This window comes from Pyrococcus yayanosii CH1, assembly GCF_000215995.1.
GTDB classification, from domain to species: Archaea; Methanobacteriota_B; Thermococci; order Thermococcales; family Thermococcaceae; genus Pyrococcus; species Pyrococcus yayanosii.
In genome coordinates this window covers 131,041-152,088 of the sequence record NC_015680.1, presented here as the reverse complement: position 1 = coordinate 152,088, position 21,048 = coordinate 131,041, and the positions used below count along the sequence as shown (strand labels likewise).

The following is a 21,048-nucleotide window of genomic DNA, read 5'->3' as shown; positions in this document are numbered from 1 at the left end:
GTTAGAGGGACTCACCACCGGATTGGTTTACAATGTTAAAAGTCTTTTGGAACCATTCGAGGGTCTCCCTAAGCCCATCCTCAAGGGTGTATCTAGGCTTAAATCCAAGCCGGGAAATCTTCTCCACGTTCGCGACGCTCCTCCTTATATCTCCAGGCCTAGGAGCGTCAAAGAGTACCGGACTACTAGAGCCCGTGAGCTCGATGACCTTGAGGGCAAGCTCCAAGATCGTTGTCTCCCTTCCCGTCGCCACGTTAAAAGTTTCTCCTTCGGCCCTTCTCTTTTCGGCTACGATTATGTTGGCCCTGACTACGTCCTTAACGTATATGAAGTCCCTCGTCTGCCTACCGTCTCCAAATATCACGAGGGGCTCCCCCTTAAGCGCCCTCTCCATGAATATTCGTATGACACCGGCATACTGATTGCCTCCCTGTCTCGGTCCAAAGACGTTGAAGTACCTGAGGACAACCGTCGGAACCCCATAAAGCCTGTGGAAGACCATGCAGTAGTGCTCACCAGCTACTTTACTCACACCATAGGGGGAGAGAGGCCTCGGGGGCTCATCCTCTCTCAGGGGCAGATTTGAGCTGTCACCGTAAATCGCGGCCGAAGATGCAAAGATTAACTTGCCGTGACCTTCACTCAAGGCCCTTAGAATGTTGAGCGTGCCAAGGACATTGACCTCCTCCGTCAGCAAAGGGTTCTCTATGCTCTCCTGAACGCTGACGATTGCGGCCTCGTGGAAGATGTAGTCAGCATGCCTTATCATTTCGGCTATGGAATAGTCCCTTACGTCAGCCTCAACAAATTTGACGTTTGCGGGGATGTTCTCTTTTCTGCCCGTATAGAGGTTGTCGATTACAACGACCTCATTGTCTTCTGCGAGCACCTCGGCTATATGAGAACCTATGAATCCAGCGCCGCCCGTGACGATGATAAACTTGTTCCTCAGCATACAGAGGAATGGAAGCCCTACTCCTTTAAGCCCTTTGCTCAATCCTTATAACGGTTAAAGCATAGGAAACACCATGCTGAGAGGAATAATATTTGATGTCGATGAGACCCTCGTCTATTATGAAGGTTACTCTCTGAGAAAGTGGTACGAGAGCATCGCCTTACCCGCGATGAAGGAGCTCGAGATCGTTGTGGACTGGGAAACCTTTCGAAAGATGGCGAAGGGGGAGCTTCCGAGGAGTTACGTGGAGAAGTTCGGAATCGACCACGTGGAGTTCTGGAAGGCTCTCGATAGGGCCAACAGAGAATATCGGGAGAGACTTTTGAGGGAGGGCAAGATAAAAACTTTCCCAGACGTAGGAGTCCTGAAAGATCTAAAGGCCATGGAAATCAAGCTTGCAGCCGTCAGCAACGCCTCCCAGGACAACACGGAGCTCGTCTTGGAGGCATTTGGGCTGAAGGACTACTTCGACGTAATCCTCGGAAAGGACTACGCGTACCTCGACGGCGTCAAGCCGAATCCGTACCTTGTAAAGAAGGCCCTAAGGCTGATGAATATTGGACCGGAAGAAGCCCTCGTCGTGGGGGACAGCGAGTTGGACGTAAAGGCCGGACACGCTGCAGGCGTGAGAGTTGTCCAGGTCATTAGAGAAAAGAAAGTCGAGGGCGCCGACTATTACGTCAGGAACCTATGGGAACTCCTCGAGCTCGTCAAGGATCTCAAAACTCGTGACCCCTGAAGTTCCTCAGCGCTTCCAAGTATCTAACGAGGGCATCAATATCTTCTCCCCTAAGCTCCTTGTCCGGATTTAGGGCCTCAAACTCCTTTCTCAGCTTTTCAAGCCTCTCTACCTCTTCTTGGAGCTCGAGACTTTTCTGAAGAAATTCATGAGCCGTGTGGGGGCTCTCTAAGATTCTCATCTGAAAAGCCACAATTGCCGTCCTCACGTTTGCCAAGGCCTCATCTATGAGGTTCAAGAGCTCGCCAGCCTTCATGCACCGGGTTAAGGCAAAAACATTTATAACACTTTTTCCTAACCCACCGTTAGGAAAGGAGGTGAGAAAAGATGAAATTTAACGAGGAGCTTGGAAGGCTCCTCGACGTGCTCGGTAATGAGACGAGAAGGAAGATACTCCTCCTGCTCACCAAGAGACCTTATTTCGTCAGCGAGCTAAGCCAAGAGCTCGGAGTGGGTCAGAAAGCCGTGCTGGAGCACCTGAGGATGCTAGAGGAAGCAGGATTGGTGGAGAGCAGGATTGAGAAGATTCCCAGGGGCAGACCAAGGAAGTACTACATGATAAAGAGGGGATTGCGCCTTGAGATACTTCTGACGCCCCACCTCTTCGGCTCTGAAGTCTATGAACCTAGGGACATAACCAAGAGCCCCGAGTATGAGCAGGCTAGGGAGCTCATAAAGTCTCAGGAACCCGTTCAGGTCAAGATGAGAGAGCTTGCAGAGTTTCTGAGCGAGCTGGACGAGAGAATAAGAGAGATCGTGAAGGAGAAGAGGGAGCTCGAAGAAGTCAGGATGCTCGTAGAGAGCTACATTGAGAACGTCATGAGAAGAATGCTCGATGAGAACAGGAGGATGTTCGAAGAGATACTCGCCGAGATAGAGAAGATACTCCCCCCAGGCTACGCGAGGAGGATAAAGGAGAAGTTCATGGAAAACATTTAAAGGTCTCAACGAACCCTCATCGGGGAAGCCAATGAAGAGGCTCGGGAAGGTTAGTCATTATGCCAAACAAGGGCTCCTCATAGTTAGGACGAACTGGGTTCCCACCCTGAACGAGCCAGTCGTTGACAAGAACCTCAAGCCAGTTGGAATAGTGAAGGATGTTTTCGGGCCAGTCAAGGCGCCCTACGTGGCTGTGAAGCCCAAGGTTAAGGACCCGGAGAGGTACGTGGGTGAGGTCCTCTACATCGATGATAGGAGGAAGAGGAAGCACAGGGGGCGGAAAGAGAGGGAGAGAAAGAAGGGCAGATGAGGACCAAACTCACAGCTGAATTATGATGAGAGGGGACCTCACCGATGCTCGTGGGTGTTTTGAGCGATACCCACTATCCGAAAGCCTACTTTCCAGACGTTGTCCTTGAGGTGTTCGAGAAGCAGGACGTTGAGCTGATAATCCACGCGGGGGATATCACTGAACCCATCCTTTTGGAAAAGCTCAACGAGGTCGCCCCAGTCCTCGCCGTCAGGGGGAACGCGGATCCCCCCGGCTTGAGAGAGGTAGAGGTCGTTGATATAGGTGGCATGAAGACTCTCGTAATTCATGGCCATCAGTTTCTCTCCCTAACGGCCCAGAACCTGGTATACAAGGCCTTCGAGGAGGAGGCCACGCTGGTAATATTCGGCCATACTCACAGGCCCTACTTCGAGGCCGTGGAAGCCATGAGGAGAAAGGTCTACCTGCTGAACCCCGGATCACCCACACTTCCTAGGCTCTCTCCACCGAGCTTCGCCCTGATGGAGGTTGAGAAGGAAAGAGTGAAGGTGCGGTTCTACAACCCCTGGGATGTCTAGAGGCCGTCCGGAAAGCAGAGATAGTTGTAGGGGCAAAACCTGCAGTGTGGGCCCTTCCAGCCTCCGGGAAGCTTATCCTTCTCGAAGTATCTCTTTACGGAGTAGAAGTGCCTGACGGTCTCCCTAAAGAGGGAATCATCATAGGGAACCTCGAATGCCTTGAAGTTCCTTCCTTTCACTAAGGGAAAATTGGAGAAGTTTATGGACCCCACTATTTTCTCGGGCCTATTGTCGAGCTTGACGTAGTAGAGGTAGCCATACTCAGTCTCGGCCCACCTCAGGTAAACATTCAGCTGGGCTAGGTGGTAGTCGGGAGGAACCTTGGGAAGGCTCGACTTGCCCTTTATCTCTATGGGAAAATCCCTGAAGGCATCTATTTTCCCGTGTATCTCTATGCCAAGCCTGGAGGAACGGAGCACTATATGCTTTTCGAGCTCGAATCCGAACCTCTTCCGGAGTATTTCCCCGAGAACCGAGTGGGTTCTGTTGCCCTTCTCAAGCCTAGGCTTCGCAATATCTGGCCACCTTTCCGGATACCCCTTTAGGCGGAAGTATATCCTTCTGGGGCATATCAAGGCCTCACTGGCGTAGAACTCTATCATCGGGTACCCCTCCAAGGGGCGTCAGCTAATACCGACCTCATCACGTCTCAGGCTGGGCAAGGCACATCATCCGCCGAAGGCTAGGTCTTTCCAAGGGCATTATAAGGGTTTCCACAAGAGTTTTAAGTTCCACTATATAATTCTCAATCGCCGACAGCGAGGGTACATTTCCTCGCAGGGGCTCGGTCCACCCGCCCCCGCAAGGTTCCGGGTTCGATGAGCGGGGTGTGCTCACGCCGAGCCCACAGGGCCGGTGCATCCGCCCCCGGGAGCGGTGACCGGTGGGTCTCTGTTGCCGGCCCACATCAAAAAGTTAATTAACCTGGCCGACGTTTAATAACCGGTGGTTATTTGTGGTAATAGTGCCCCGGCCGATCGATCCAAGGGATATCAAAAGGATAAGAAAAGAGCTAGGAATAACTCAAGAGGAGCTGGCGAGGAAAGCTGGAGTAACCCAGGCCTACATAGCCAAGCTCGAAGCCGGTAAGGTTGATCCCCGCCTATCTACGCTCAACAGGATTCTTCGAGCCCTTATAGAGTGCCAGAAGGCGAGGGTAACGGCCAGAAGCATAATGTCGAGTCCCATAATCTACGTCAGGCCCGGGGACAGGGTTGAGAAAGTTGTTAGGCTCATGAAGAAGCACAACATATCCCAGGTCCCAGTGATTGATAACGAGAAGGTCATAGGAGCCATAACTGAGAAGAACCTCGTCAGAAGGAGTCTTGAGGATGAGGATATATACTCCCGGAACGTTACGGAGGTCATGGAGGAACCATTCCCTCTCGTTTCTGAGGAGGAAGACATAGAAGTTATAAAGTACCTCCTTGAAAAGCACCCGGCCGTTATAGTTCAGGGGAAGAACGGCAAGCCAATTGGTATAATAACGAGGTCAGACATCTTCAGGCTCGGATAGCTCACTTCCCTTCGGACGTCTAAAAAGGAAAACCAAAGGTGCAAAACTTCTTTATGAAAAAAGCCTCATAAACACCGCCTCATATTTTACCCCGGTGAAATGGGGTGCGCCTTGGTGAGCATCCGATTCTCAACTTCTCCCGCGGAAGGAAGGTCACCATATACTTCGAAGGAAAGCAGATAGAAGCCTACGAGGGAGAAACCATTGCGGCAGCCCTCCACGCGGCCGGTATACGAGTCCTCAACTACTCAAGAGTTGAGGGAAGACCTAGGGGTCTCTTCTGCGCCATAGGCAAGTGCTCCTCCTGCCTCATGACCGTCAACGGCGTTCCGAACGTCAGGACGTGCATAACCCTTGTCGAGGACGGCATGGTCATCGAGCGAGGACAGGGAGAGCTGACAAAGGACAAAGAAATTCCAAAGTTCGGAAAGGCGAGGAAGGTGGAAGGGGACATCATCGTCATCGGGGGCGGGCCAGCAGGACTGATGGCAGCCATAGGGGCGAGCGACGCCGGTGCAAAAGTCGTTCTGATAGACGAGAATCACATGCTGGGGGGCCAGCTCGTAAAGCAGACCCACAAGTTCTTCGGGAAGAGGGAGCAGTTCGCCGGCGTAAGGGGCATTAAGATTGCGAAAATCCTGGAGGAAGAGGTAAGGAAGAGGGGAATAGAGGTGTTCCTCGAAACATCGGCGGTGGGCATATTTCAAGAGGGCGATGAAAAGCTCATCGTGGCCATCAGAAAGAACGAGGAGCTAATAGAGTTCCGCGGTAGAGCAGTGATAGTGGCTACTGGGGCCATGGAGAAGAGCGTCCCCTTCGAGAATAATGACCTACCCGGAGTATATGGAGCAGGAGCTATACAGACGCTCATGAACACTTATGGAGTTAAACCGGGGGAGAGGGCCCTCATAGTGGGGGCTGGAAACGTTGGCCTTATTCTAGCCTACCAGCTTCTTCAGGCGGATGTCGAGGTCAAGGCCATCGTAGAGGCCATGCCAAAGATAGGTGGCTATTTCGTCCATGCTGCGAAAGTCAGGCGTCTCGGCATCCCCATACTAACGAGACACACCATTCTGAGGGCTGAGGGAAGGGAAAGAGTCGAGAGGGCTGCCGTGGCTCAGATAGACGAGAACTGGAAGCCGATTCCGGGGACGGAGAAGGTCTTTGACGTTGACCTCATAGCCATAGCTGTTGGTCTGAGACCAAGCATCGAGCTCCTCCACCAAGCCGGCTGCCAGATAAGGTATGTGCCAGAGCTGGGCGGCCACGTCGCCGTTAGGGACGAGTGGATGGAGACAACGGTGAGGGGAATATTCGTGGCCGGCGACTCCGCCGGAATCGAGGAGGCCACGACGGCGATGCTTGAGGGCAGGATAGCCGGCATTGCCGCAGCTCTGAGGCTCGGTATAGCCGACGAGAGCTGGGTAAGGGAAATTGAGAAAGCGCAGAAAGAGCTGGAGGAGTTCCGGTCCGGACCCTTCGGTCAGCACGTTGTCGAGGGCATTAAGAAACTCCTGGGGGTGAGAGCATGAGCATCCCTCACTACCTTAGAGAGGGCTACCTAACGGTCGAGGAGCTGAAAGAGCTCATAGGTCTGCCGAGCGAGGAGAGGCTGAGGAGAGGACCCGTCGCTATACCCGAGTGTCCCCAGCAGATACCCTGCACCCCCTGCAAGGAGGTCTGCCCCACCGGGGCCGTGGCCATGGAAAGGCCCAATGACATCCCGAAAGTTGACTATGAGAAGTGCATTGGATGCTCCCTCTGCGTGCAAATTTGTCCAGGTCTCGCATTCTTCATGGTCCACTACATTGGCGACAGGGCGAGGATAACGATGCCCCACGAGCTTCTACCCCTGCCGAGGGTCGGGGAGGAAGTCGTTCTGCTGAACCGCATCGGCGAGCCCGTCGGAAAGGGGAAGGTCGTTGCCGTTATCCCACGGGAGAAGGCGAAGGGAGATACACCCATAATAACCGTCGAGGTTCCCATCGAGCTCGCCTGGGAGGTTAGGGCCGTTAGGGTGGTGAGAGAATGAGAATCGTGTGCAGGTGCAACGACGTGACGGTTGAGGACGTTGAGAGGCTAATTGATGAGGGCGTAACAGATATAGAAGAGCTCAAGAGGCTGCTCCGCATAGGGATGGGGCCCTGCCAGGGGAGGACGTGCCTGCCGATAGTCATCTCAATCCTCGCAAGGAAGACGGGGAAGAGGCCAGAGGATATCCCCCTGCCGGCGACGAGGTTCCCCGTGAGGCCCGTTCCAATAAAGGCCCTCGTGGAGGGTGAGAAATGATAGGGATAATTGGTGGCGGCATAACAGGCATCGCCACTGCCTACGAGCTGGCCAAGCTCGGCGAGGATGTCGTCGTCTTTGAAAAGAGGTTCTTCGGCTCGGGCTCGACCTTCCGGTGTGCCAGTGGAATCAGGGCTCAGTTCACGGACGAGGCCAACATCAGGCTGATGAAGTACACCATCGAGCGCTGGAAGAAGCTGGGAGAGGAACTTGGCCACGATGTTCACTTCCGCCAGACGGGCTACCTTTTCCTGGCCACGAGTGAGGAGGAAGTGGAAGCCTTCAAGGAAAACATAAGACTCCAAAACAAGCTTGGCGTTCCCACAAAACTCATAGATATGGACGAAGCCAAAGAGATAGTGCCCCCACTCAATACCGAACCATTTCTGGCCGGTGCATGGAACCCCGAGGATGGGAAAGCGAGTCCATTCCACGCCCTCTACGCCTACAAGAAGGCGGCCGAAGAACTGGGAGTGAAGTTCTATGAATACACGCCCGTCGTTGGCTTGGAGAGGCTTGACGGTAGCTGGCTGATAAAGACGGAGCGTGGGGACTTCAAAGTGGATGTCATCGTGAACGCGGCGAACGCCTGGGCCCCCCAAATCAACGCCATGGCCGGCCTCGACGTTGTTCCAATAAAGCCTATAAAGCATCAGATAATCAAGACGGAGCCCATTAAGAGAGGCCAGATAGAGCCCCTCGTCTGCCCTCCAAGCTGGAACGACAGCTACGTGATTCAGGACGGCGAGGATGGAGGTGTCATGTGCGGAACAGGTCTAGAGTACCCATCCTCGCCCGACGACTTTACCCCAACCTACGAGTTCGCCAGGGAGGTCTTGAAGTGGGTCGTGAGGATAGTGCCAGCCCTCAAGCACGTGCACGTCGTCAGGCAATGGGCCGGACACTACGCCAAGACCCCAGACAATAATCCCGCGATAGGGAAGCTCGCCGAAGGATTCTACATCGCGGCCGGCTTTTCCGGACATGGCTTCATGATGGCACCGGCGGTTGGTCAAGCAATGGCGGAGCTCATCGTAAAAGGTCGTTCCAAGGTTCCCCTTGATTGGGAGTGGTTTGACCCAAGGCGCTTTGAAAGGGGAGAATTAAGAAAAAGTGCGTTCCAGATAGGCTAAGCCATGTCCAGGAACTTCCTCAGCACGGAACCGACCACGTAGGAGGTCAGGAAGTACCAGCCGAGGTATCCGAGCTCATCTGCCTGCAGGGCCGAGTGATAAATCTTATGGAAGATGTCGAACAGGAAGAAGTTGAAGGGGTACTTGACTATGGCCACCTCAAAGTACCAGCGCCTTAGCCAGCCCCAGAATACTATGATTATCGGCCAAGTTATGAGCATTGGCTTGAAGAAGGCATCCTTCATGACCTCGTTCTGCAACTTTATGAGCTCAAGCTGCTTCTGCTGAAGCTTTCTCAGTTTCTTCTCATCCCCTTTTTCCCTTGCCTCTCTGAACTCCTTCTGAAACTCCATGCTCATCTTCTGGAGTCTTTTGACTTTCTCTTGGTCAACGAGGAAGTAGTTGAGCAACACGAAGAAGGCACCGAGGATTATGCCAGCTACTGTGACGACCAGCATGGGATGGGTGTTCATCACAAGCGGCCCAAAGAGCTCATCCAGCGCGGCATATATTCCCTCAAGCATACTCCTTCACCGCCAAGTCGAGTATTTTTACGAGCTCGTTTACGGCCTCCTCCAGGCCTTTATCCTCATGGTTTTCAATAATCTTTATCAGGGCATTCGAGTGCATCGCGTAGGCTATTGCTGCAGCTCTATTTAAATCTTGGTGCCTCTGTATCTGCTCCTCAGTCTCGACATCCCTGTCCCTTTTGAGATCCCTCAGCCTCCTGCCAAGTATCTCGGCCGGAGTGGCTTCGATTATGACGATAAAGTTAGGATTCAGTGTCCTGATGACATCGTAGGGTAGACCAAGGAGGTAGCCATGCGGTGTCTTTATCGTGGCGTGCGTGTCGAGAAGAATTGGCTCTTTTTTGGCCATCTCAGCTATCTTTTCCGCAGCCCTATGCTGGAGCTCTCTTTGAACCTCGAGTGGGAGCCTCCTCATCTCGTCCCTGTGCTTGACGAGACCTGCCTTGACAGCCTCCTCAAACATAACGTCCCCAAAGTTTATGAGCTTGAACTTTGCCCTCGTCTTCTTGAGGGCGAGTCTCGTTATAGTGCTCTTGCCAACTCCTGGAATGCCTGTGATTATTACGACGAAGGGCATGCCTCACCCCCATTCTAAGAGAGAAAAGCCGCTTAAAATTGTTGTGGAGGGAAGAAAGTCAGGAACCGAAGAACCTTCTCAGGACCGGGAACATTTCGCTGACCTGTTCCCTTGCTATCTCCTCGTAGAACCTGTAGAGGATGCCAACCGTCAGCAGTATTCCTGTTCCCGTTCCCAGTGCGCCGAGGAAGTCCGCGAGCACAGATATGAGGGCTACCGTGAGCGAGCCCCAGAAAGTCACGTAAGGTATGTACCTCTGGAGCACCCTTTCCAGTATCCTTGGATCCCTCCTAAAGCCGGGTATCTGAAGGCCGGCCCTCTGAAGTTGCCTGGCTATGCTTCTAGCGTCGAGGCCTGTCAGCTCAACCCATAGGAAGCCGAAGAGCAGGCTGAAGCCCACGGTGAGCAGGAGGTAAACGATGGCCCTCACGGGGTTATCAATTACCGTGAAGATGCTTCTTGGCGGTATAACATAGAGGACCGGACCGCTAATAGGATTGCCAGTAGTTGGGTCGAAGGTTCCAAGCCACGGGTGGCCAAACCTGTCCAGTAACCTGGCCCAGAGCTGGATATTTGCATAGAGAGCGAAGGTGAGGATTATTGGTATGTTGCTGACGTAGAGGAACCTTATGGGATAGCGGCCCCTAACCGTTACGCGGCCATAGCTGAGGGGTATCTCGACGCGCATGCTCTCGAAGTATACGACTATGAGGAACACGATTACCGTGGCTATCACGGCTATCATGTCAGGGGCGCTACCTCCTCTGTAGAAGCCTCCCCACAGGTCACCCTTGAGGATGTGCTGGATGAAGTAGGGTATGGCACCAACTATGGCGGGCTCCCCTGTGAGAGGATCAACTATGTTAGGATCTGTGAGGGGGTTGAGGCTCCTAGTGAGTATCGTCTGCGAAACTCCAGCCGCTATGAAGAGGCTTATACCGCTACCTATGCCCCACTTGCTTACAAGCTCATCGAGGATTATCAGGAGGATTCCACCCATAGCGAGCTGGAGGATGAGCAGGACGGCTATTGCATGGGTTATATCAATGCCCACCCTACCGAAGGCCCCTCCAAGCACCCATACTGCCGCCTCGAAGAAGCACATGAATACTGAAAATACCCTCTGAAGGGCCTGATAAAACCGCCTGTCCTCCGGGTTCGCAAGGTCGAGCTTGAGTATCTCGGAACCCACAAGGAGCTGGAGGATAATACCTGCGGTAACTATAGGACCTATACCCAACGTGAGAAGGGAACCGTTCCTACCTGCAAGGACTACCCTCAGGAACTGGAAGTAATCTTGAATTCGCTCAGGGATGCCGTACAGGGGAATTTCAGAGAGCACATAGTAGAGCAGCAGGGCCAGCCCAGTCCACACGAACTTCTCCCTGAGAGGAACGTGCTTCTTCGGCCGCTCGACCTCTGGAAACCATTTTTCAAGCGCGTAGACTACATCTCTTGCCCCCATTTCTCAACACCCTTGAATGTTTGTGAAAAAAGAATCAGGCAAGAACGGCCTCTCCCCCGGCCGCCCTTATCTTCTCCTCGGCCTTAGGGGAGAAGGCCTTAGCCTTTATGACGAGGGGCCTTGTGAGCCTTCCGGTTCCAAGCACCTTGTCGGCAAACTGGGTGGTGTCAACGACTATCCTTCCCTCTTCCTCGTAGGCTATGCCCATCTGCATAAGCTCCTCAAGGTGCTCGTCGATGAACTTAAGGTTGACAACCTTCACGTCTCTCTGAACCTCGGGGGGCCTTGTGAATCCCCTCTTACCGAGGTGGTCGGGGGCGTACTTGATCGTCCAAGTCCACTTGGTTTTGTTTCTCTTGCCAGTTCCGGCCATGCCGCGGCCACCCTTGCTTCCGCCACCTCTGTGCTTCTTCTTGCAACCCCATCCGTGAGTGTGACTGCCCCTCATTTTGCGGACCTTCTTCCTCCTTCTAATCATGTCTCGCCACCTCAGAGCATTCTCTCAATCAAGTCATTTATCTTCTCGCCCCTGTAACCGAGGGCCCCACCCTCCTTAAAAGAGCGCTTTTTGCTGCCCCTGAAGCCGCCCCTGGGCGGGTGGAGCCTGAAGACAGGCTTGAGGTTCGGCAGGTCCTTGAGGCTCATCTCACCCCTGATGACCTTTTCGGCGAACTCTTCGATGGTCATACCAAGCTTCTCCTGAACGTACTCATCTGTGACGGGCTTGTTGCCGATTAGCTTGCCTCTCTTCCTTATGAGCTTGGCAAGGGTTTCCTTGTTAATCTCGCCCCAAGTGATGTAATCCTTAGCCTTCTGGAGCATGCCGAGATAGCTGGGAGTGTCGTCCACGATAACGCAGTGGTTGACTCTGTGGAGCCTGAGCATTGCAAGGGTGTCCCTGATAGGCCTCCTAACGTTGACCCTACCCCTAATCCTTATTACGGCGAGCTTTGCCATCGCTGCTCACCTCACTCGAGGCTGAAGGTAGCGGGCATGGCCCTTCCAACGACTATGCCGTAGCGCTCTATCATCTCGGGGCTTATGGCAACGCGGTTGGTGTTGTAGAGGGCGTCGAAGACTGCCTTGGCAAAGTTGACTGTGGTCCTTGTCTCACCGAGGGTCTGAGACCAGACGTCCTGAATACCGGCAAGCCTAAGGATCTTCTTGCCAACGTCACCTATGACCAGGCCAAGACCACGCGGTCCAGGGATGAGCTTGACGCGGACGCTTCCCTCCTTGCCCTCGACTGTGAAGGGCACGGAGTGAGGCCTCCTGCACCTGCACTCCCAGGAACCGCAACCGCGCTTTATTTCGATGATGTTGAGCTTGGCGTAGTTAATGGCCTTCCTGATGGCTATTCCTACTTCTCTGCCGTGCCCTATTCCCAAGCCAACATAGCCGTCCCTGTTGCCGACCGCCGCCAAAACCCTGAACCTAACCCTCCTACCGCTGTCAGTCATCCTGACGGTAAGGGTTATGTCAAGAACCTCCTGGTTTTCCCTAGCGTTAACCTCGGGTAGGAGGACGTCGATAATCTCGGGCTCCTTTATCTGGTAGCCCCTGCGGAATATCTCGTGGATGTCAGTTATCTGGCCCTCCTTAACGAGCATACCAAGCTTCGTCTTGGGCTGCCACTCGTCGAGAACCCTCTTAGCGTACTCCCTCCACTCCTGACTCATTCTCTCGCCCCCTCACCCTCAAACTTCTCAATTATTCTCGCCTTGACCTCCTCAAAGTGCTCGGGGAGCTTCTCGGGGTCGAGCCCCTTTGCGAGGTAGCCCCCGAACTGCCTCCTAAACATCTCCTCGTCCTGTTCCTTGAGCATCCTCGCGTATTCCGCTATGTGCTCGCCCTTAATCCTGTAATCGTCCGGGAATATCTCGGGGCTGTGTGGAACGTTGAGGCCTGCATCGACGGCACCCTTGAGCACTGCGAAGACACTGGAACCTCTTACGGGCGGATGGAGACCTATGTCGAGGATTGCCTCTTCAATACCGGCCTTCTTGGCCTTGTAGCCTATGAGCAGGCCAAGGAGGTAAGCCGAGGGTGTGTTGCCGCAGTGGCCCTTCCAGCCGAAGTCTCTAATGAGCTCCCTCGTGTGCGCCGAAACCAATGTCCTATCTCCCTTGGGATCGTAGACGATTATCTGGGCTATGTGGTGGTTGAGGCTCTTCCTCACGACGAGCCTTGGCTTGCCGGACTTTAGGAGGGCGAGCCTCTTCCTGTAATTGGTCTTACCTTCCCTCCTTCTCCTGAAGGGAACCCTATACCTAGGTCCATGGGCCATCGCTATCACCTCTTAAGTATGCCCCTCTCCTCAAGGAACAGGTAGAGCTGGTGCTTGCTCTTGAACTGGCCGCCCTTAGCCCTGATGTAGAGCATCCTGTAGGTGTGGGCGTCTATCTTCTTCTCGGCCTTGAGCTTTCTGAGCTCCTTTCTGAGTGCCCGTATGGTCATTATCCAGCGCTCCTTCTTGCCCATCCTAGCTGTCTTCTTACCCTTCCTGCTTCCAGGTCCGCGATGGCGTCCCTTCTTCTTCTGCTCGTGCCTTATCCTGGCCCTGTACCTGCTCTGACCCTTAACAGGCTTCTTCTTAATGATGCCCTCCTTTATGAGCCTCCTTATGTCCTCCCTAGTTATAGCGGCCGCAACGTCATCAATTCTCTCCGGGTCTATCCAAATCCTGTTCTCGCCGCACTTGAGTATGTCAGCGGCGATTCTCCTTTGCATCCTGAGCGTGCTCATAATACCACCTCACACCCTTGGGTTAAGCACTTTTATCCCGAGCTCCTTGGCCCTCTCAAGTATGGCAAGCCTCTTCTTCCTTCCCACGGTGTGAGCTATCCTCGCGGCCTGCCTCGCCGGGTCGAGCTTCTCGAGCTCCTTGACGTTATGAACGAGGACCTCCTCGTAACCGCTCGGGTGGAGACCCCTTACAAGACGGGGAGAGCTCCACCCAATGCTCGGAGAGCGCGGCTTGCCCTTCTTCTTGAGCCTCATCTTGCTGTCAATACCCTTGGGCCTGCGCCACTTCGGGTCGTTCTTGAACTTGGGATAGCGCCACCACTCCTGCCTAAGGAAGCGTGGCTTCTTCCTCTTGAGCTTTGCCCTAACCCTCAGGAGCCTCGCCTTCTCGTCCATCTATCTCACCTCAGAACTTTATCGGCTTGCCCGCCTTTTCGACGATGTATATACCGTCTTGGAAGACACGCCTATCCCACTTGGTTATCCTTGTAGCTTGTTCAATATTTGCCGCGGTCTGACCCACGGCCTCCTTGTCTATGCCCTCGACGGTTATCTCCTGCCCCTTGACCTTCACGGTAACGCCTGGGAGGATTTTAGCCTTTCTCGGGGCCTTCTCACCAAGGAAGTTCTCGATTATAACCTCATCTCCCTGAACCTTGACGGTTATCGGGAAGTGGCTGTAAACGACCTTCAGCTTGTAGACGAAGCCCTCGGTGACGCCCTTGATCATGTTGGTGATGTGAGCCCTGAAGGTGCCGACCACAGCCACGTCCTTCCTCCTAGGGAACTCCTTGTATATGACTACCTTACCGTCCTCGGTGAATATCTTGACGCCCGGATAGCTGAAGTCCCTCTTCAGCTCGCCCTTCGGTCCTTTGACCGTGACGGTGCTCCCCTCAACGATGACCTCAACGCCCTCCGGAATCTCTATCTCTTCCCTAATCCACGCATCAACTGGCATCACTCTCACCTCAGTAGACGTAGGCTATCAGCCTTCCGCCAATACCCTTCTCTCTGGCTTCCTTGTGGCTCATAACTCCCTGGGAGGTCGAGACTATGAGGATTCCGAACTCGAAGGCTGGAAGGAACCTCTTCTCCCACTTCTCAAACTCGGTGACCTTCACAGGGAAGCGGGGCTTTATAGCACCGGCCTTGTTTATCCTGCCGAGCAGCTGAACCCTATAGATGCCGGCCCTTCCGTCGTCTATGAACTCGAACTCACCGATGTAGCCGTTCTCCTGCATGACCCTGAGGACCTCGCCTATAAGCTTTGAGGCTGGCTTTATGTAGACTTCCTTCTTCCCGACCCTCTCGCTATTGGTTATGTGAGAGAGAGCGTTAGCAAGCGGATCGAGCAGCGTCATGTCTCCTCACCTCACTCATACTTTCTGAAGCCAAGCTTGGGCGCTACCTCTCTAAAGCAGTGCCTGCAGAGCATCAGACCATATATCCTGATTATGGGCCCGTACTGCCCGCAGCGAATGCACCTTCTCGCACCCTTACCAAACTTCCTCGGCTTCCTCTTGTTGTAGTCAGCCTTCGCCATGCATCATCCCTCCACAATCTCAACGCCGAATTCCTCCATAAGGTAAAGCATACCCTCCTCCTTCGTCAGCTTGTGCCTTGTGGGTATCTTAGCCCTCTTCCTCTTCCTTCTCGCGACCCTGAAGCCGGGCCTCTCGAGGGTTACGCAGACGTCCATACCGAAGATACCTATTTCAGGGTCGTACTCAACGCCCGGGATGTTTATATGCTCCTCGATTCCGAAGCAGACGTTACCGTGCTCATCGAAGCTGCTGGCCTTAAGCCTATTGTCAACCGCTGCCAGAAGCCTTCGGAGCATCTCGTAAGCCTTCGGACCGCGGAGGGTAACCTTAACGGCTATGGGCTCACCCCTCCTGATTCCAAAGTCCCTGTTAGTCTTCTTGGCCTTCCTCCTTATGGGCTTCTGGCCGGTGAGTTGCTGGAGCATTATCTCGGCCTTTGTAAGTCTTTCACCGCTCTCGCCCACGCCGATGTTTATGGTCACCTTCTGAATCCTTGGCCTCCTCATAGGGTGAGCTTCCCAGTCCGCGAGGATGGCTTCCCTGTTAGGTATGGTAACCGCCATTGCTATCACCTCACGGCAGCGATATCCTCGGGCTATCTTTGCCCACGACAAAGGCGTACTCCTTGAGTGTGTCGAAGAGCTCGCCCTCCTCATCCTCTATCGTCACGACGTCCGGCCAGCCCATTGGGAAGTGCCTTATCTCGACTATCCTGCCCTTCCTTGCAACGTTCTTACCCTGGGTGACGAAGACGTATGCCCCGACCTCGAAGGGAAGCACCTCGATTATCTCCCTCTCGGGGACACGCATTATCAGGGTGTCCGAAGTGTGGTAGCGGTCCTTAGTCTCGTCGGTGAGAGAGCTGAGCCTTATCAGGTGGTTGCTGCCATCGTGAAGGTTGAGCTGGAGGTTACCTCCCTTGACCATGCGCTTGTTCCTGATGCGGAAGGGCTTTATCTTAGCCTCCTCCTCGCTTATCGGATGGAGGATTAGCTTGCCTATCCTGTTGGGCAAAACCCTATAGTGCTCGCCGGTCTCTGGAATAGAGACCACGTCCATTATGCCAACCGGGAACTTGTAGTCTTTCCTGACCTTGCCATCAACGAGTATCTTGCCCTCGTTGAGTATCTTCCTAGCCTCCCTTGCCGTTTTCGCGTAGCCGAGGTAGTCCCTGACGATGTAGAGGAGCGGTATGGAGGTCTTCATGCTGTGCGGTCCGGGCCTCGGCCTGACGGCCCATTTGTAGGCCTTCCTCTCTATATACCAGGAAGTTGGAGCGGCAAGCCTCTTAAGATGCCTCTTTGGGCCCTTTCTCGCCATCAACCAGCCCTCCTCTCAATTATTTTCTTCCTCCTATCATCCTCGAGGTTAAGCTCGATTATCATGACATTGGAGGGGTGTATCGGGTAAAAGACCTCTGTTCCGTTGGTCTTCCTTATGGTGGCACCCTCAACGTAAATCCTGTAGCGCTTGAGGTCAACCTCGACGACCTTACCCTCGTGCCCCCTGAAGTCCCCCCTCATTATCCTGACCTTGTCCCCCTTCCTTATGGGGAGGTTCCTCACGCCGTACTTCTGCCTGAGCTCCTTGCTGAGGGTCGCGCTCATGATTTTATGCCTCAGGTGAAGGGGAGCGTTATAGAGGAACTTCCTCTGCTTCCTTGGTTGCTTGGAGTTGAGCCTCATCCTTATCACCTCATATCACTATGCTCGCTATGCTCCCAATCCTAACCCACTTCTCAGCGGCCTCCCTCGCGACGGGGCCTCTAATTTCAGTTCCCCTAGGAACGCCCTCTGGCGTGACTATCACAGCTGCGTTATCCTCGAATTTAACTCTCATCCCATCGAGTCTCCTGTACTCCTTCCGCTGCCTTATTATGACGGCCCTAACGACCTGGTGCCTCATGTCAGGCCTGCCCTTCTTAACCGTCGCGACCACCATATCCCCAACGCCCGCGCTCGCGAGCCTCCTCCTCGTGCCGTGGTACTCGACAACACCAATAACCTGGATGACCTTAGCACCGCTGTTGTCAGCCACCGTCAAATAAGCCCCCACGGGTATGGCCCTCGTTGGTCTAACGGGGCTCACACCTCTCGTGGCACCCGCACCCTTCTTCGCCATCTACCTCACCTCCCCGCCCTCTCCTCGGCCTTCTCGAGGATTGCCACGACGACGAAGTGCTTGGTCTTGCTAAGAGGCCTAGTCTCTGCAATGAGGACGCGGTCACCAACCTTAGCGTTTATGCAAGGCGGATTGTGGGCATGAATCTTGCTCCTCCTGAGCTCATACCTCTCGTACTTCTTGAGGTAGTGGTAGTACTGCCTTTCCACCGTGACGGTCTTCCTAGGCTTGTCGCTGACCACTATACCTTCGAAGACCCTGCCATGTACCTTGAGGTGCCCGTGCCATGGGCACTTGGGATCATCACACTTCTCAGCAGGAGGCTGAACCCTCAACCCTATGTCTCTCATCTTCTCCACCTCTTTTTCAGTCTCATCTCGGGCCTGCCAACCAGTTCCCGACCGGGTATTTTAATTTTTGCCCCGTCCTCAAGCTCGAACTCAATCTCGACGACGTCCTTAGGGACCACCCAAATCTTCTTCCCGGCTATCACGAGCGTGTTCCGGGTCTCGTCAATCACATACCCCTCTATCCCGAGATAGCCCGGATGCGTAGCCTTGACTATCCTAGCCTTGAGGCCTATGAGTTCGTGCCAGATTATGTTTCTCCGCGTCACTCGACCTCTATGAGCTCCTCGGAAAATCCAAGTTCTGCCAGCAACTTCTTGACCTTGTCTCTGTGGTCTCCCTGAAGCTCTATTCTTCCTTTCTTTGCTGTTCCGCCGCATGCTAGCTTCGCCTTCAGCTTCTTGGCTATCTCCTCTAGGTCAAACTCTTTCTCATCTATGCCCTCTATTATGGTCTTGAGCTTACCGTAGCGGGCCCTTTCCACGTACACCCTTATCCTCTGCTGCTCCTTCAGGACCTCCTTAAAGAGCATCTCGTCAAGGGGGTTTACAATCCTCGGCACCAAACACCACCTTCACTTTTTGGCCCTTTCCCTAAGCTTCTCCCTCTTTATGGTTAGGAGGCGAGCTATATCCCTTCTTAGATTCCTAATCACCATAGGGTTCTCAAGGGAGGTCCCCATGGTGAGCATTCCCCTCTCCTTGGCGAGCTGGAGGCGGAGCTCCCTAATCTTCTGATCTATTTCCTCAATGCTCATCTCCCTAATCTCACTCGGCTTCATTGGTGCTCACCTCTTCCTCAACGGGCTTCTCGATTATCTCTATCTCATCAGGAAGCCTTGCCTCAGGTGGCATTATGGCAACCTTGACGCCGATGACGCCAAGCTTAAGGAGCGCCTGAGCGTAACCCTTGCTGACGAGGGTCTCGGCAGGGTTCCCGACCTTGGCAAGGTAGCCCTGGTAGAAGCGGACGCTCTTGGCTCTCTCTCCGGTTAGCTTTCCGCTGAGCCTTATCTCGACACCTCTTGCTCCGTTGTTCATTATGGCCCTCATGGCAGCATAGGCTGCCCTTCTGAAGTGGATTCCCCTTTCGAGGGCCTGGGCAAGCCTTACCGCCTGAACCTTGGCGTTGAGGTAAGGATTCTTTATCTCCTCTACCTCAATTTGCGGGTTCTCGAGACCGAACTGCCTCTCGAGAACCCTAGTGAGCTCCCTAATCCTACGGCCACCCCTTCCGATGACGTAACCGGGGTTGGCGGCGAAGATTATGACCTTTGTCCCAAGGGGAGTCTTCTTGATGTCGAGACCGCCGTAGCCCGCCCTCCTGAGCTCCTTTTCGAGGTACTCGTCAATGAGCATCTCTCTAACGGCCTCGCGAATGAAATACCTCTCAATTGCCATGGGCTCACCTCCTAACCTCCTCGACAACGACCTCTATGTGGGTGGTTTGCTCGTTGAAGGGGGTAGCTCTACCGAAGGCCCTCGGGTACCAGCCCCTGAGGACGGGACCCTTGTGGGCGGCTATGTGGATTATTCTGAGCCTGTCGGGGTCGAGGCCCTTCTGCTCGGCGTTGTTCTTAGCGTTGAGGAGGACCTTCTTTATGGCCTTAGCGACCTTTACGGGATAGCGACCAGGACCAAAGCCTTTACCCGGCTTGTGGCCTTGGCTGTCGTTGTAGCGCCTGAGGGGAACTGGCCTTTTGAGGGCTATAACTTCATCGAGGTATCGAATGGCGTCGTTGAGCATCATACCCCTTATCTCCCTGCAGACCTCAACGGCGAACTTGGGCGATATCCTAAGGTCTCTCCCGCTAGCCCTTGCCATTCTCTCTGGGTCAAAATTTTGGAAAGAGTAGCCAAAGCGCTTCCCCATTGGGACCACCTCACTTCACGGCGACGAACATCGAACTCCTGGTAGCACCGATACCGGGTGCTCCGTGCTTGACGGGCTTCCTCGTGAGGGCAAACTCGCCGAGATAGTGGCCTATCATCTCGGGCTTTATCTCAACGGGAACGAAGTCCTTGCCGTTGTGGACGTAGATGGTGAGACCGACCATTTCGGGAAGCACTATCATATCCCTGCAATGAGTCCTGATTGGCTTGTTGTACTTGCCCTTCTTCGCGAGCCTTATCTTTCTGAGAAGTTTCTTTTGCTCTGGCGTGAGACCCCTCTTGAGGCTCCTCCTCTGCCTCGCCGGGAGGAGCTTGGCGAGCTCCTCGAGAGACATATTCATAAGTTGCTCAAGAGTATAACCGCGATACCTAAACTCCCTCCTCGCCATTCACACCACCTCACTTCCTCCTTCCGGTTCTTCTCGCGGCTATGTGACCAACCTTCCTTCCAGGCGGGGCTCGTCTTGAGGTTGTCGTGGGTTTGCCCGGGTGGTGCTCCTTACCACCGAACGGGTGGTTGACGGCGTTCATCTTGACGCCTCTTGGAGTCGGCCAGAACCTGTTCCTGGCCTTGTACTTGTAGTAGGCCTTACCCGCCTTAACGAGTGGCTTCTCGAGTCTACCGCCACCAGCAACCACGCCTATTGTAGCCCTGCACATTGGGTTGAAAGCCTTGAGCTCGCCACTCGGGAGCTGAACGATGACCTTATCCTTCTCTCTACTAACCACGAGAGCGTAGGTTCCTCCAGCGCGGACGTACTTTCCACCGTCGCCCGGAACACCTTCTATGTTGTAAATGTAAGTTCCCTCTGGTATCTTGGCGAGCGGGAGGGTGTTGCCTATCGCTACCGGAGCTTCGGGCCCTATGTATATCTCCTGGCCGACGAGGAGGCCCTCAGGGGCTATTATGAGCTTCTCTATGCCGTTCTCGAACTTGACCCTTGCGACGGGAGCTGTCCTGCCAGGATCGTGCATTATCTCCTCGACGACGCCCCTTATGGTTCTCTCTGCGGTGTAGTTCAGCGGGATGTACTTAACGGCACCCCTAAAGCGGTGGGAAGGAGACTTAAACGTGGGGCTTCCCTTTCCTCTCCTCTGCTGAATTAGACTCTTACCCAACTCACATCACCCCCACAACTTCAGAACAATCCAAGCCTTGCGGCGACCTCACTCGCGCTGTATTCAGGCTTGAGTTTCACGTATGCCTTCTTTTCTCCCCTCGGAGTTATGAGTGTGTTCACCTTCTCAACCTTGACTCCGAATATCTCCTCCACAGCCCTCTTTATGTCCGTCTTGGTGGCCCTTCTGTCCACTATGAAGGTGAGCTTGTTCTCCCTCTCGATTAGAGATATGGCCTTCTCGGTGACGACCGGCCTTATGATAACCTTGTATGGGTCCATCTCC

General features: G+C 54.0%; 37 protein-coding genes and 1 other RNA gene. 9 read left to right on the top strand and 29 right to left on the bottom strand.

Features of this window, described 5'->3' with window-relative positions; genetic code table 11:
* Nucleotide 1: 1 nt before the first annotated feature.
* Complete coding sequence (locus tag PYCH_RS00840) at nt 2-955, bottom strand: SDR family oxidoreductase (protein ID WP_013904942.1); 954 nt, start codon at nt 953-955, stop codon at nt 2-4.
* 73 nt (nt 956-1,028) lie between these two features.
* Here PYCH_RS00840 and PYCH_RS00835 point away from each other — a divergent pair, with 73 nt between their 5' ends.
* Nucleotides 1,029-1,694, top strand: coding sequence for an HAD family hydrolase (locus PYCH_RS00835; RefSeq protein WP_013904941.1), 666 nt, complete (start codon nt 1,029-1,031; stop codon nt 1,692-1,694).
* Here the strand turns inward: PYCH_RS00835 and PYCH_RS00830 are convergent.
* On the bottom strand, nt 1,675-1,950 hold the full coding sequence (locus PYCH_RS00830; RefSeq protein WP_013904940.1) for a hypothetical protein: 276 nt from the start codon (nt 1,948-1,950) through the stop codon (nt 1,675-1,677). The genes PYCH_RS00835 and PYCH_RS00830 overlap by 20 nt on opposite strands.
* Nucleotides 1,951-2,021: 71 nt before the next feature.
* Between PYCH_RS00830 and PYCH_RS00825 the strand changes: the two genes are divergently transcribed.
* Genes PYCH_RS00825 through PYCH_RS00815 form a run of 3 tightly spaced genes read left to right on the top strand, consistent with a single transcriptional unit; the run spans nt 2,022 to nt 3,482 of the window.
* On the top strand, nt 2,022-2,633 hold the full coding sequence (locus tag PYCH_RS00825) for an ArsR/SmtB family transcription factor (protein WP_013904939.1): 612 nt from the start codon (nt 2,022-2,024) through the stop codon (nt 2,631-2,633).
* 31 nt (nt 2,634-2,664) lie between these two features.
* A complete protein-coding gene (locus PYCH_RS00820; RefSeq protein ID WP_013904938.1) occupies nt 2,665-2,943 on the top strand; it encodes a Gar1/Naf1 family protein in 279 nt (92 codons plus the stop codon).
* A 44-nt stretch (nt 2,944-2,987) separates the two neighbouring features.
* Complete coding sequence (locus PYCH_RS00815; RefSeq protein ID WP_013904937.1) at nt 2,988-3,482, top strand: metallophosphoesterase; 495 nt, start codon at nt 2,988-2,990, stop codon at nt 3,480-3,482.
* On the opposite strand, the gene cas4 is transcribed toward PYCH_RS00815, so the two are convergent.
* Nucleotides 3,479-4,084 (bottom strand): CRISPR-associated protein Cas4, encoded by a 606-nt coding sequence (gene cas4, locus PYCH_RS00810; protein ID WP_013904936.1) that lies wholly within the window; start codon nt 4,082-4,084, stop codon nt 3,479-3,481. The two genes, PYCH_RS00815 and cas4, sit on opposite strands and share 4 nt — an antisense overlap.
* Before the next feature lie 18 nt (nt 4,085-4,102).
* Nucleotides 4,103-4,158, bottom strand: an RNA gene (locus tag PYCH_RS09530) — C/D box small nucleolar RNA.
* Nucleotides 4,159-4,437: 279 nt separating this feature from the next.
* Here PYCH_RS09530 and PYCH_RS00805 point away from each other — a divergent pair.
* The 5 genes from PYCH_RS00805 to PYCH_RS00785 all read left to right on the top strand — a co-directional run bounded on the left by PYCH_RS00805 (nt 4,438) and on the right by PYCH_RS00785 (nt 8,420).
* Entirely contained in the window at nt 4,438-4,998 is a 561-nt protein-coding gene (locus PYCH_RS00805) for a CBS domain-containing protein (RefSeq protein ID WP_013904935.1), read from the top strand.
* Nucleotides 4,999-5,102: 104 nt separating this feature from the next.
* A complete protein-coding gene (locus PYCH_RS00800) occupies nt 5,103-6,530 on the top strand; it encodes an FAD-dependent oxidoreductase (RefSeq protein WP_013904934.1) in 1,428 nt (475 codons plus the stop codon).
* Nucleotides 6,527-7,030 (top strand): 4Fe-4S dicluster domain-containing protein, encoded by a 504-nt coding sequence (locus PYCH_RS00795; protein WP_013904933.1) that lies wholly within the window; start codon nt 6,527-6,529, stop codon nt 7,028-7,030. The genes PYCH_RS00800 and PYCH_RS00795 overlap by 4 nt, the downstream gene beginning before the upstream one ends.
* Nucleotides 7,027-7,287 (top strand): (2Fe-2S)-binding protein, encoded by a 261-nt coding sequence (locus PYCH_RS00790; protein ID WP_048058130.1) that lies wholly within the window; start codon nt 7,027-7,029, stop codon nt 7,285-7,287. The genes PYCH_RS00795 and PYCH_RS00790 overlap by 4 nt, the downstream gene beginning before the upstream one ends.
* Nucleotides 7,284-8,420: an NAD(P)/FAD-dependent oxidoreductase gene (locus PYCH_RS00785; protein ID WP_013904931.1), complete on the top strand. Its 1,137-nt coding sequence runs from the start codon at nt 7,284-7,286 to the stop codon at nt 8,418-8,420. Before PYCH_RS00790 ends, PYCH_RS00785 begins: the two co-directional genes overlap by 4 nt.
* Here the strand turns inward: PYCH_RS00785 and PYCH_RS00780 are convergent.
* From PYCH_RS00780 to PYCH_RS00660, 25 genes are read right to left on the bottom strand one after another with little or no spacing between them, the layout of a single operon-like run.
* On the bottom strand, nt 8,417-8,944 hold the full coding sequence (locus tag PYCH_RS00780; RefSeq protein WP_013904930.1) for an EMC3/TMCO1 family protein: 528 nt from the start codon (nt 8,942-8,944) through the stop codon (nt 8,417-8,419). The genes PYCH_RS00785 and PYCH_RS00780 overlap by 4 nt on opposite strands.
* The gene (locus tag PYCH_RS00775) at nt 8,937-9,527 is read right to left on the bottom strand and encodes an adenylate kinase (protein ID WP_013904929.1); all 591 of its coding nucleotides are present in this window, start codon (nt 9,525-9,527) and stop codon (nt 8,937-8,939) included. The genes PYCH_RS00780 and PYCH_RS00775 overlap by 8 nt, the downstream gene beginning before the upstream one ends.
* Before the next feature lie 58 nt (nt 9,528-9,585).
* A complete protein-coding gene (secY, locus tag PYCH_RS00770) occupies nt 9,586-10,992 on the bottom strand; it encodes a preprotein translocase subunit SecY (protein ID WP_013904928.1) in 1,407 nt (468 codons plus the stop codon).
* Nucleotides 10,993-11,026: 34 nt separating this feature from the next.
* Nucleotides 11,027-11,470 (bottom strand): uL15m family ribosomal protein, encoded by a 444-nt coding sequence (locus PYCH_RS00765; protein ID WP_013904927.1) that lies wholly within the window; start codon nt 11,468-11,470, stop codon nt 11,027-11,029.
* A gap of 11 nt (nt 11,471-11,481) precedes the next feature.
* On the bottom strand, nt 11,482-11,949 hold the full coding sequence (locus PYCH_RS00760; protein ID WP_013904926.1) for a 50S ribosomal protein L30: 468 nt from the start codon (nt 11,947-11,949) through the stop codon (nt 11,482-11,484).
* An 11-nt stretch (nt 11,950-11,960) separates the two neighbouring features.
* Nucleotides 11,961-12,671, bottom strand: a complete 711-nt coding sequence (gene rpsE, locus PYCH_RS00755) for a 30S ribosomal protein S5 (RefSeq protein ID WP_013904925.1) — start codon at nt 12,669-12,671, stop codon at nt 11,961-11,963.
* Nucleotides 12,668-13,279, bottom strand: coding sequence for a 50S ribosomal protein L18 (locus PYCH_RS00750; protein ID WP_013904924.1), 612 nt, complete (start codon nt 13,277-13,279; stop codon nt 12,668-12,670). Before PYCH_RS00750 ends, rpsE begins: the two co-directional genes overlap by 4 nt.
* Before the next feature lie 5 nt (nt 13,280-13,284).
* Nucleotides 13,285-13,737 carry a 50S ribosomal protein L19e gene (locus PYCH_RS00745; protein WP_013904923.1) on the bottom strand — a complete coding sequence of 151 codons (453 nt, stop codon included), beginning with the start codon at nt 13,735-13,737 and terminating at the stop codon, nt 13,285-13,287.
* A gap of 9 nt (nt 13,738-13,746) precedes the next feature.
* The gene (locus tag PYCH_RS00740) at nt 13,747-14,133 is read right to left on the bottom strand and encodes a 50S ribosomal protein L32e (protein ID WP_013904922.1); all 387 of its coding nucleotides are present in this window, start codon (nt 14,131-14,133) and stop codon (nt 13,747-13,749) included.
* 10 nt (nt 14,134-14,143) lie between these two features.
* The gene (locus PYCH_RS00735; RefSeq protein WP_013904921.1) at nt 14,144-14,698 is read right to left on the bottom strand and encodes a 50S ribosomal protein L6; all 555 of its coding nucleotides are present in this window, start codon (nt 14,696-14,698) and stop codon (nt 14,144-14,146) included.
* A gap of 10 nt (nt 14,699-14,708) precedes the next feature.
* Nucleotides 14,709-15,101, bottom strand: coding sequence for a 30S ribosomal protein S8 (locus PYCH_RS00730; RefSeq protein ID WP_013904920.1), 393 nt, complete (start codon nt 15,099-15,101; stop codon nt 14,709-14,711).
* Nucleotides 15,102-15,112: 11 nt separating this feature from the next.
* Nucleotides 15,113-15,283: a 30S ribosomal protein S14 gene (locus PYCH_RS00725; protein ID WP_013904919.1), complete on the bottom strand. Its 171-nt coding sequence runs from the start codon at nt 15,281-15,283 to the stop codon at nt 15,113-15,115.
* Nucleotides 15,284-15,286: 3 nt separating this feature from the next.
* Entirely contained in the window at nt 15,287-15,847 is a 561-nt protein-coding gene (locus PYCH_RS00720) for a 50S ribosomal protein L5 (RefSeq protein ID WP_013904918.1), read from the bottom strand.
* 10 nt (nt 15,848-15,857) lie between these two features.
* Entirely contained in the window at nt 15,858-16,604 is a 747-nt protein-coding gene (locus PYCH_RS00715) for a 30S ribosomal protein S4e (RefSeq protein WP_013904917.1), read from the bottom strand.
* Nucleotides 16,604-16,969: a 50S ribosomal protein L24 gene (rplX, locus tag PYCH_RS00710; protein ID WP_013904916.1), complete on the bottom strand. Its 366-nt coding sequence runs from the start codon at nt 16,967-16,969 to the stop codon at nt 16,604-16,606. The genes PYCH_RS00715 and rplX overlap by 1 nt, the downstream gene beginning before the upstream one ends.
* Before the next feature lie 10 nt (nt 16,970-16,979).
* Complete coding sequence (locus PYCH_RS00705) at nt 16,980-17,405, bottom strand: 50S ribosomal protein L14 (RefSeq protein WP_013904915.1); 426 nt, start codon at nt 17,403-17,405, stop codon at nt 16,980-16,982.
* Nucleotides 17,406-17,410: 5 nt separating this feature from the next.
* Nucleotides 17,411-17,755 carry a 30S ribosomal protein S17 gene (locus PYCH_RS00700; protein WP_013904914.1) on the bottom strand — a complete coding sequence of 115 codons (345 nt, stop codon included), beginning with the start codon at nt 17,753-17,755 and terminating at the stop codon, nt 17,411-17,413.
* On the bottom strand, nt 17,752-18,132 hold the full coding sequence (locus PYCH_RS00695; protein ID WP_148236175.1) for a ribonuclease P protein component 1: 381 nt from the start codon (nt 18,130-18,132) through the stop codon (nt 17,752-17,754). The genes PYCH_RS00700 and PYCH_RS00695 overlap by 4 nt, the downstream gene beginning before the upstream one ends.
* The gene (gene yciH / locus PYCH_RS00690) at nt 18,018-18,317 is read right to left on the bottom strand and encodes a stress response translation initiation inhibitor YciH (RefSeq protein WP_193383887.1); all 300 of its coding nucleotides are present in this window, start codon (nt 18,315-18,317) and stop codon (nt 18,018-18,020) included. The genes PYCH_RS00695 and yciH overlap by 115 nt, the downstream gene beginning before the upstream one ends.
* Nucleotides 18,318-18,326: 9 nt before the next feature.
* Entirely contained in the window at nt 18,327-18,533 is a 207-nt protein-coding gene (gene rpmC / locus PYCH_RS00685; RefSeq protein WP_013904911.1) for a 50S ribosomal protein L29, read from the bottom strand.
* On the bottom strand, nt 18,520-19,152 hold the full coding sequence (gene rpsC / locus PYCH_RS00680; protein WP_013904910.1) for a 30S ribosomal protein S3: 633 nt from the start codon (nt 19,150-19,152) through the stop codon (nt 18,520-18,522). The genes rpmC and rpsC overlap by 14 nt, the downstream gene beginning before the upstream one ends.
* 4 nt (nt 19,153-19,156) lie before the next feature.
* On the bottom strand, nt 19,157-19,624 hold the full coding sequence (gene rplV, locus PYCH_RS00675) for a 50S ribosomal protein L22 (RefSeq protein WP_013904909.1): 468 nt from the start codon (nt 19,622-19,624) through the stop codon (nt 19,157-19,159).
* Between the two features lie 10 nt (nt 19,625-19,634).
* Nucleotides 19,635-20,033 (bottom strand): 30S ribosomal protein S19, encoded by a 399-nt coding sequence (rpsS, locus tag PYCH_RS00670; protein ID WP_013904908.1) that lies wholly within the window; start codon nt 20,031-20,033, stop codon nt 19,635-19,637.
* Between the two features lie 10 nt (nt 20,034-20,043).
* A complete protein-coding gene (locus PYCH_RS00665; protein WP_013904907.1) occupies nt 20,044-20,763 on the bottom strand; it encodes a 50S ribosomal protein L2 in 720 nt (239 codons plus the stop codon).
* A gap of 20 nt (nt 20,764-20,783) precedes the next feature.
* Nucleotides 20,784-21,044 (bottom strand): 50S ribosomal protein L23, encoded by a 261-nt coding sequence (locus PYCH_RS00660; protein ID WP_013904906.1) that lies wholly within the window; start codon nt 21,042-21,044, stop codon nt 20,784-20,786.
* Nucleotides 21,045-21,048 lie beyond the last annotated feature (4 nt).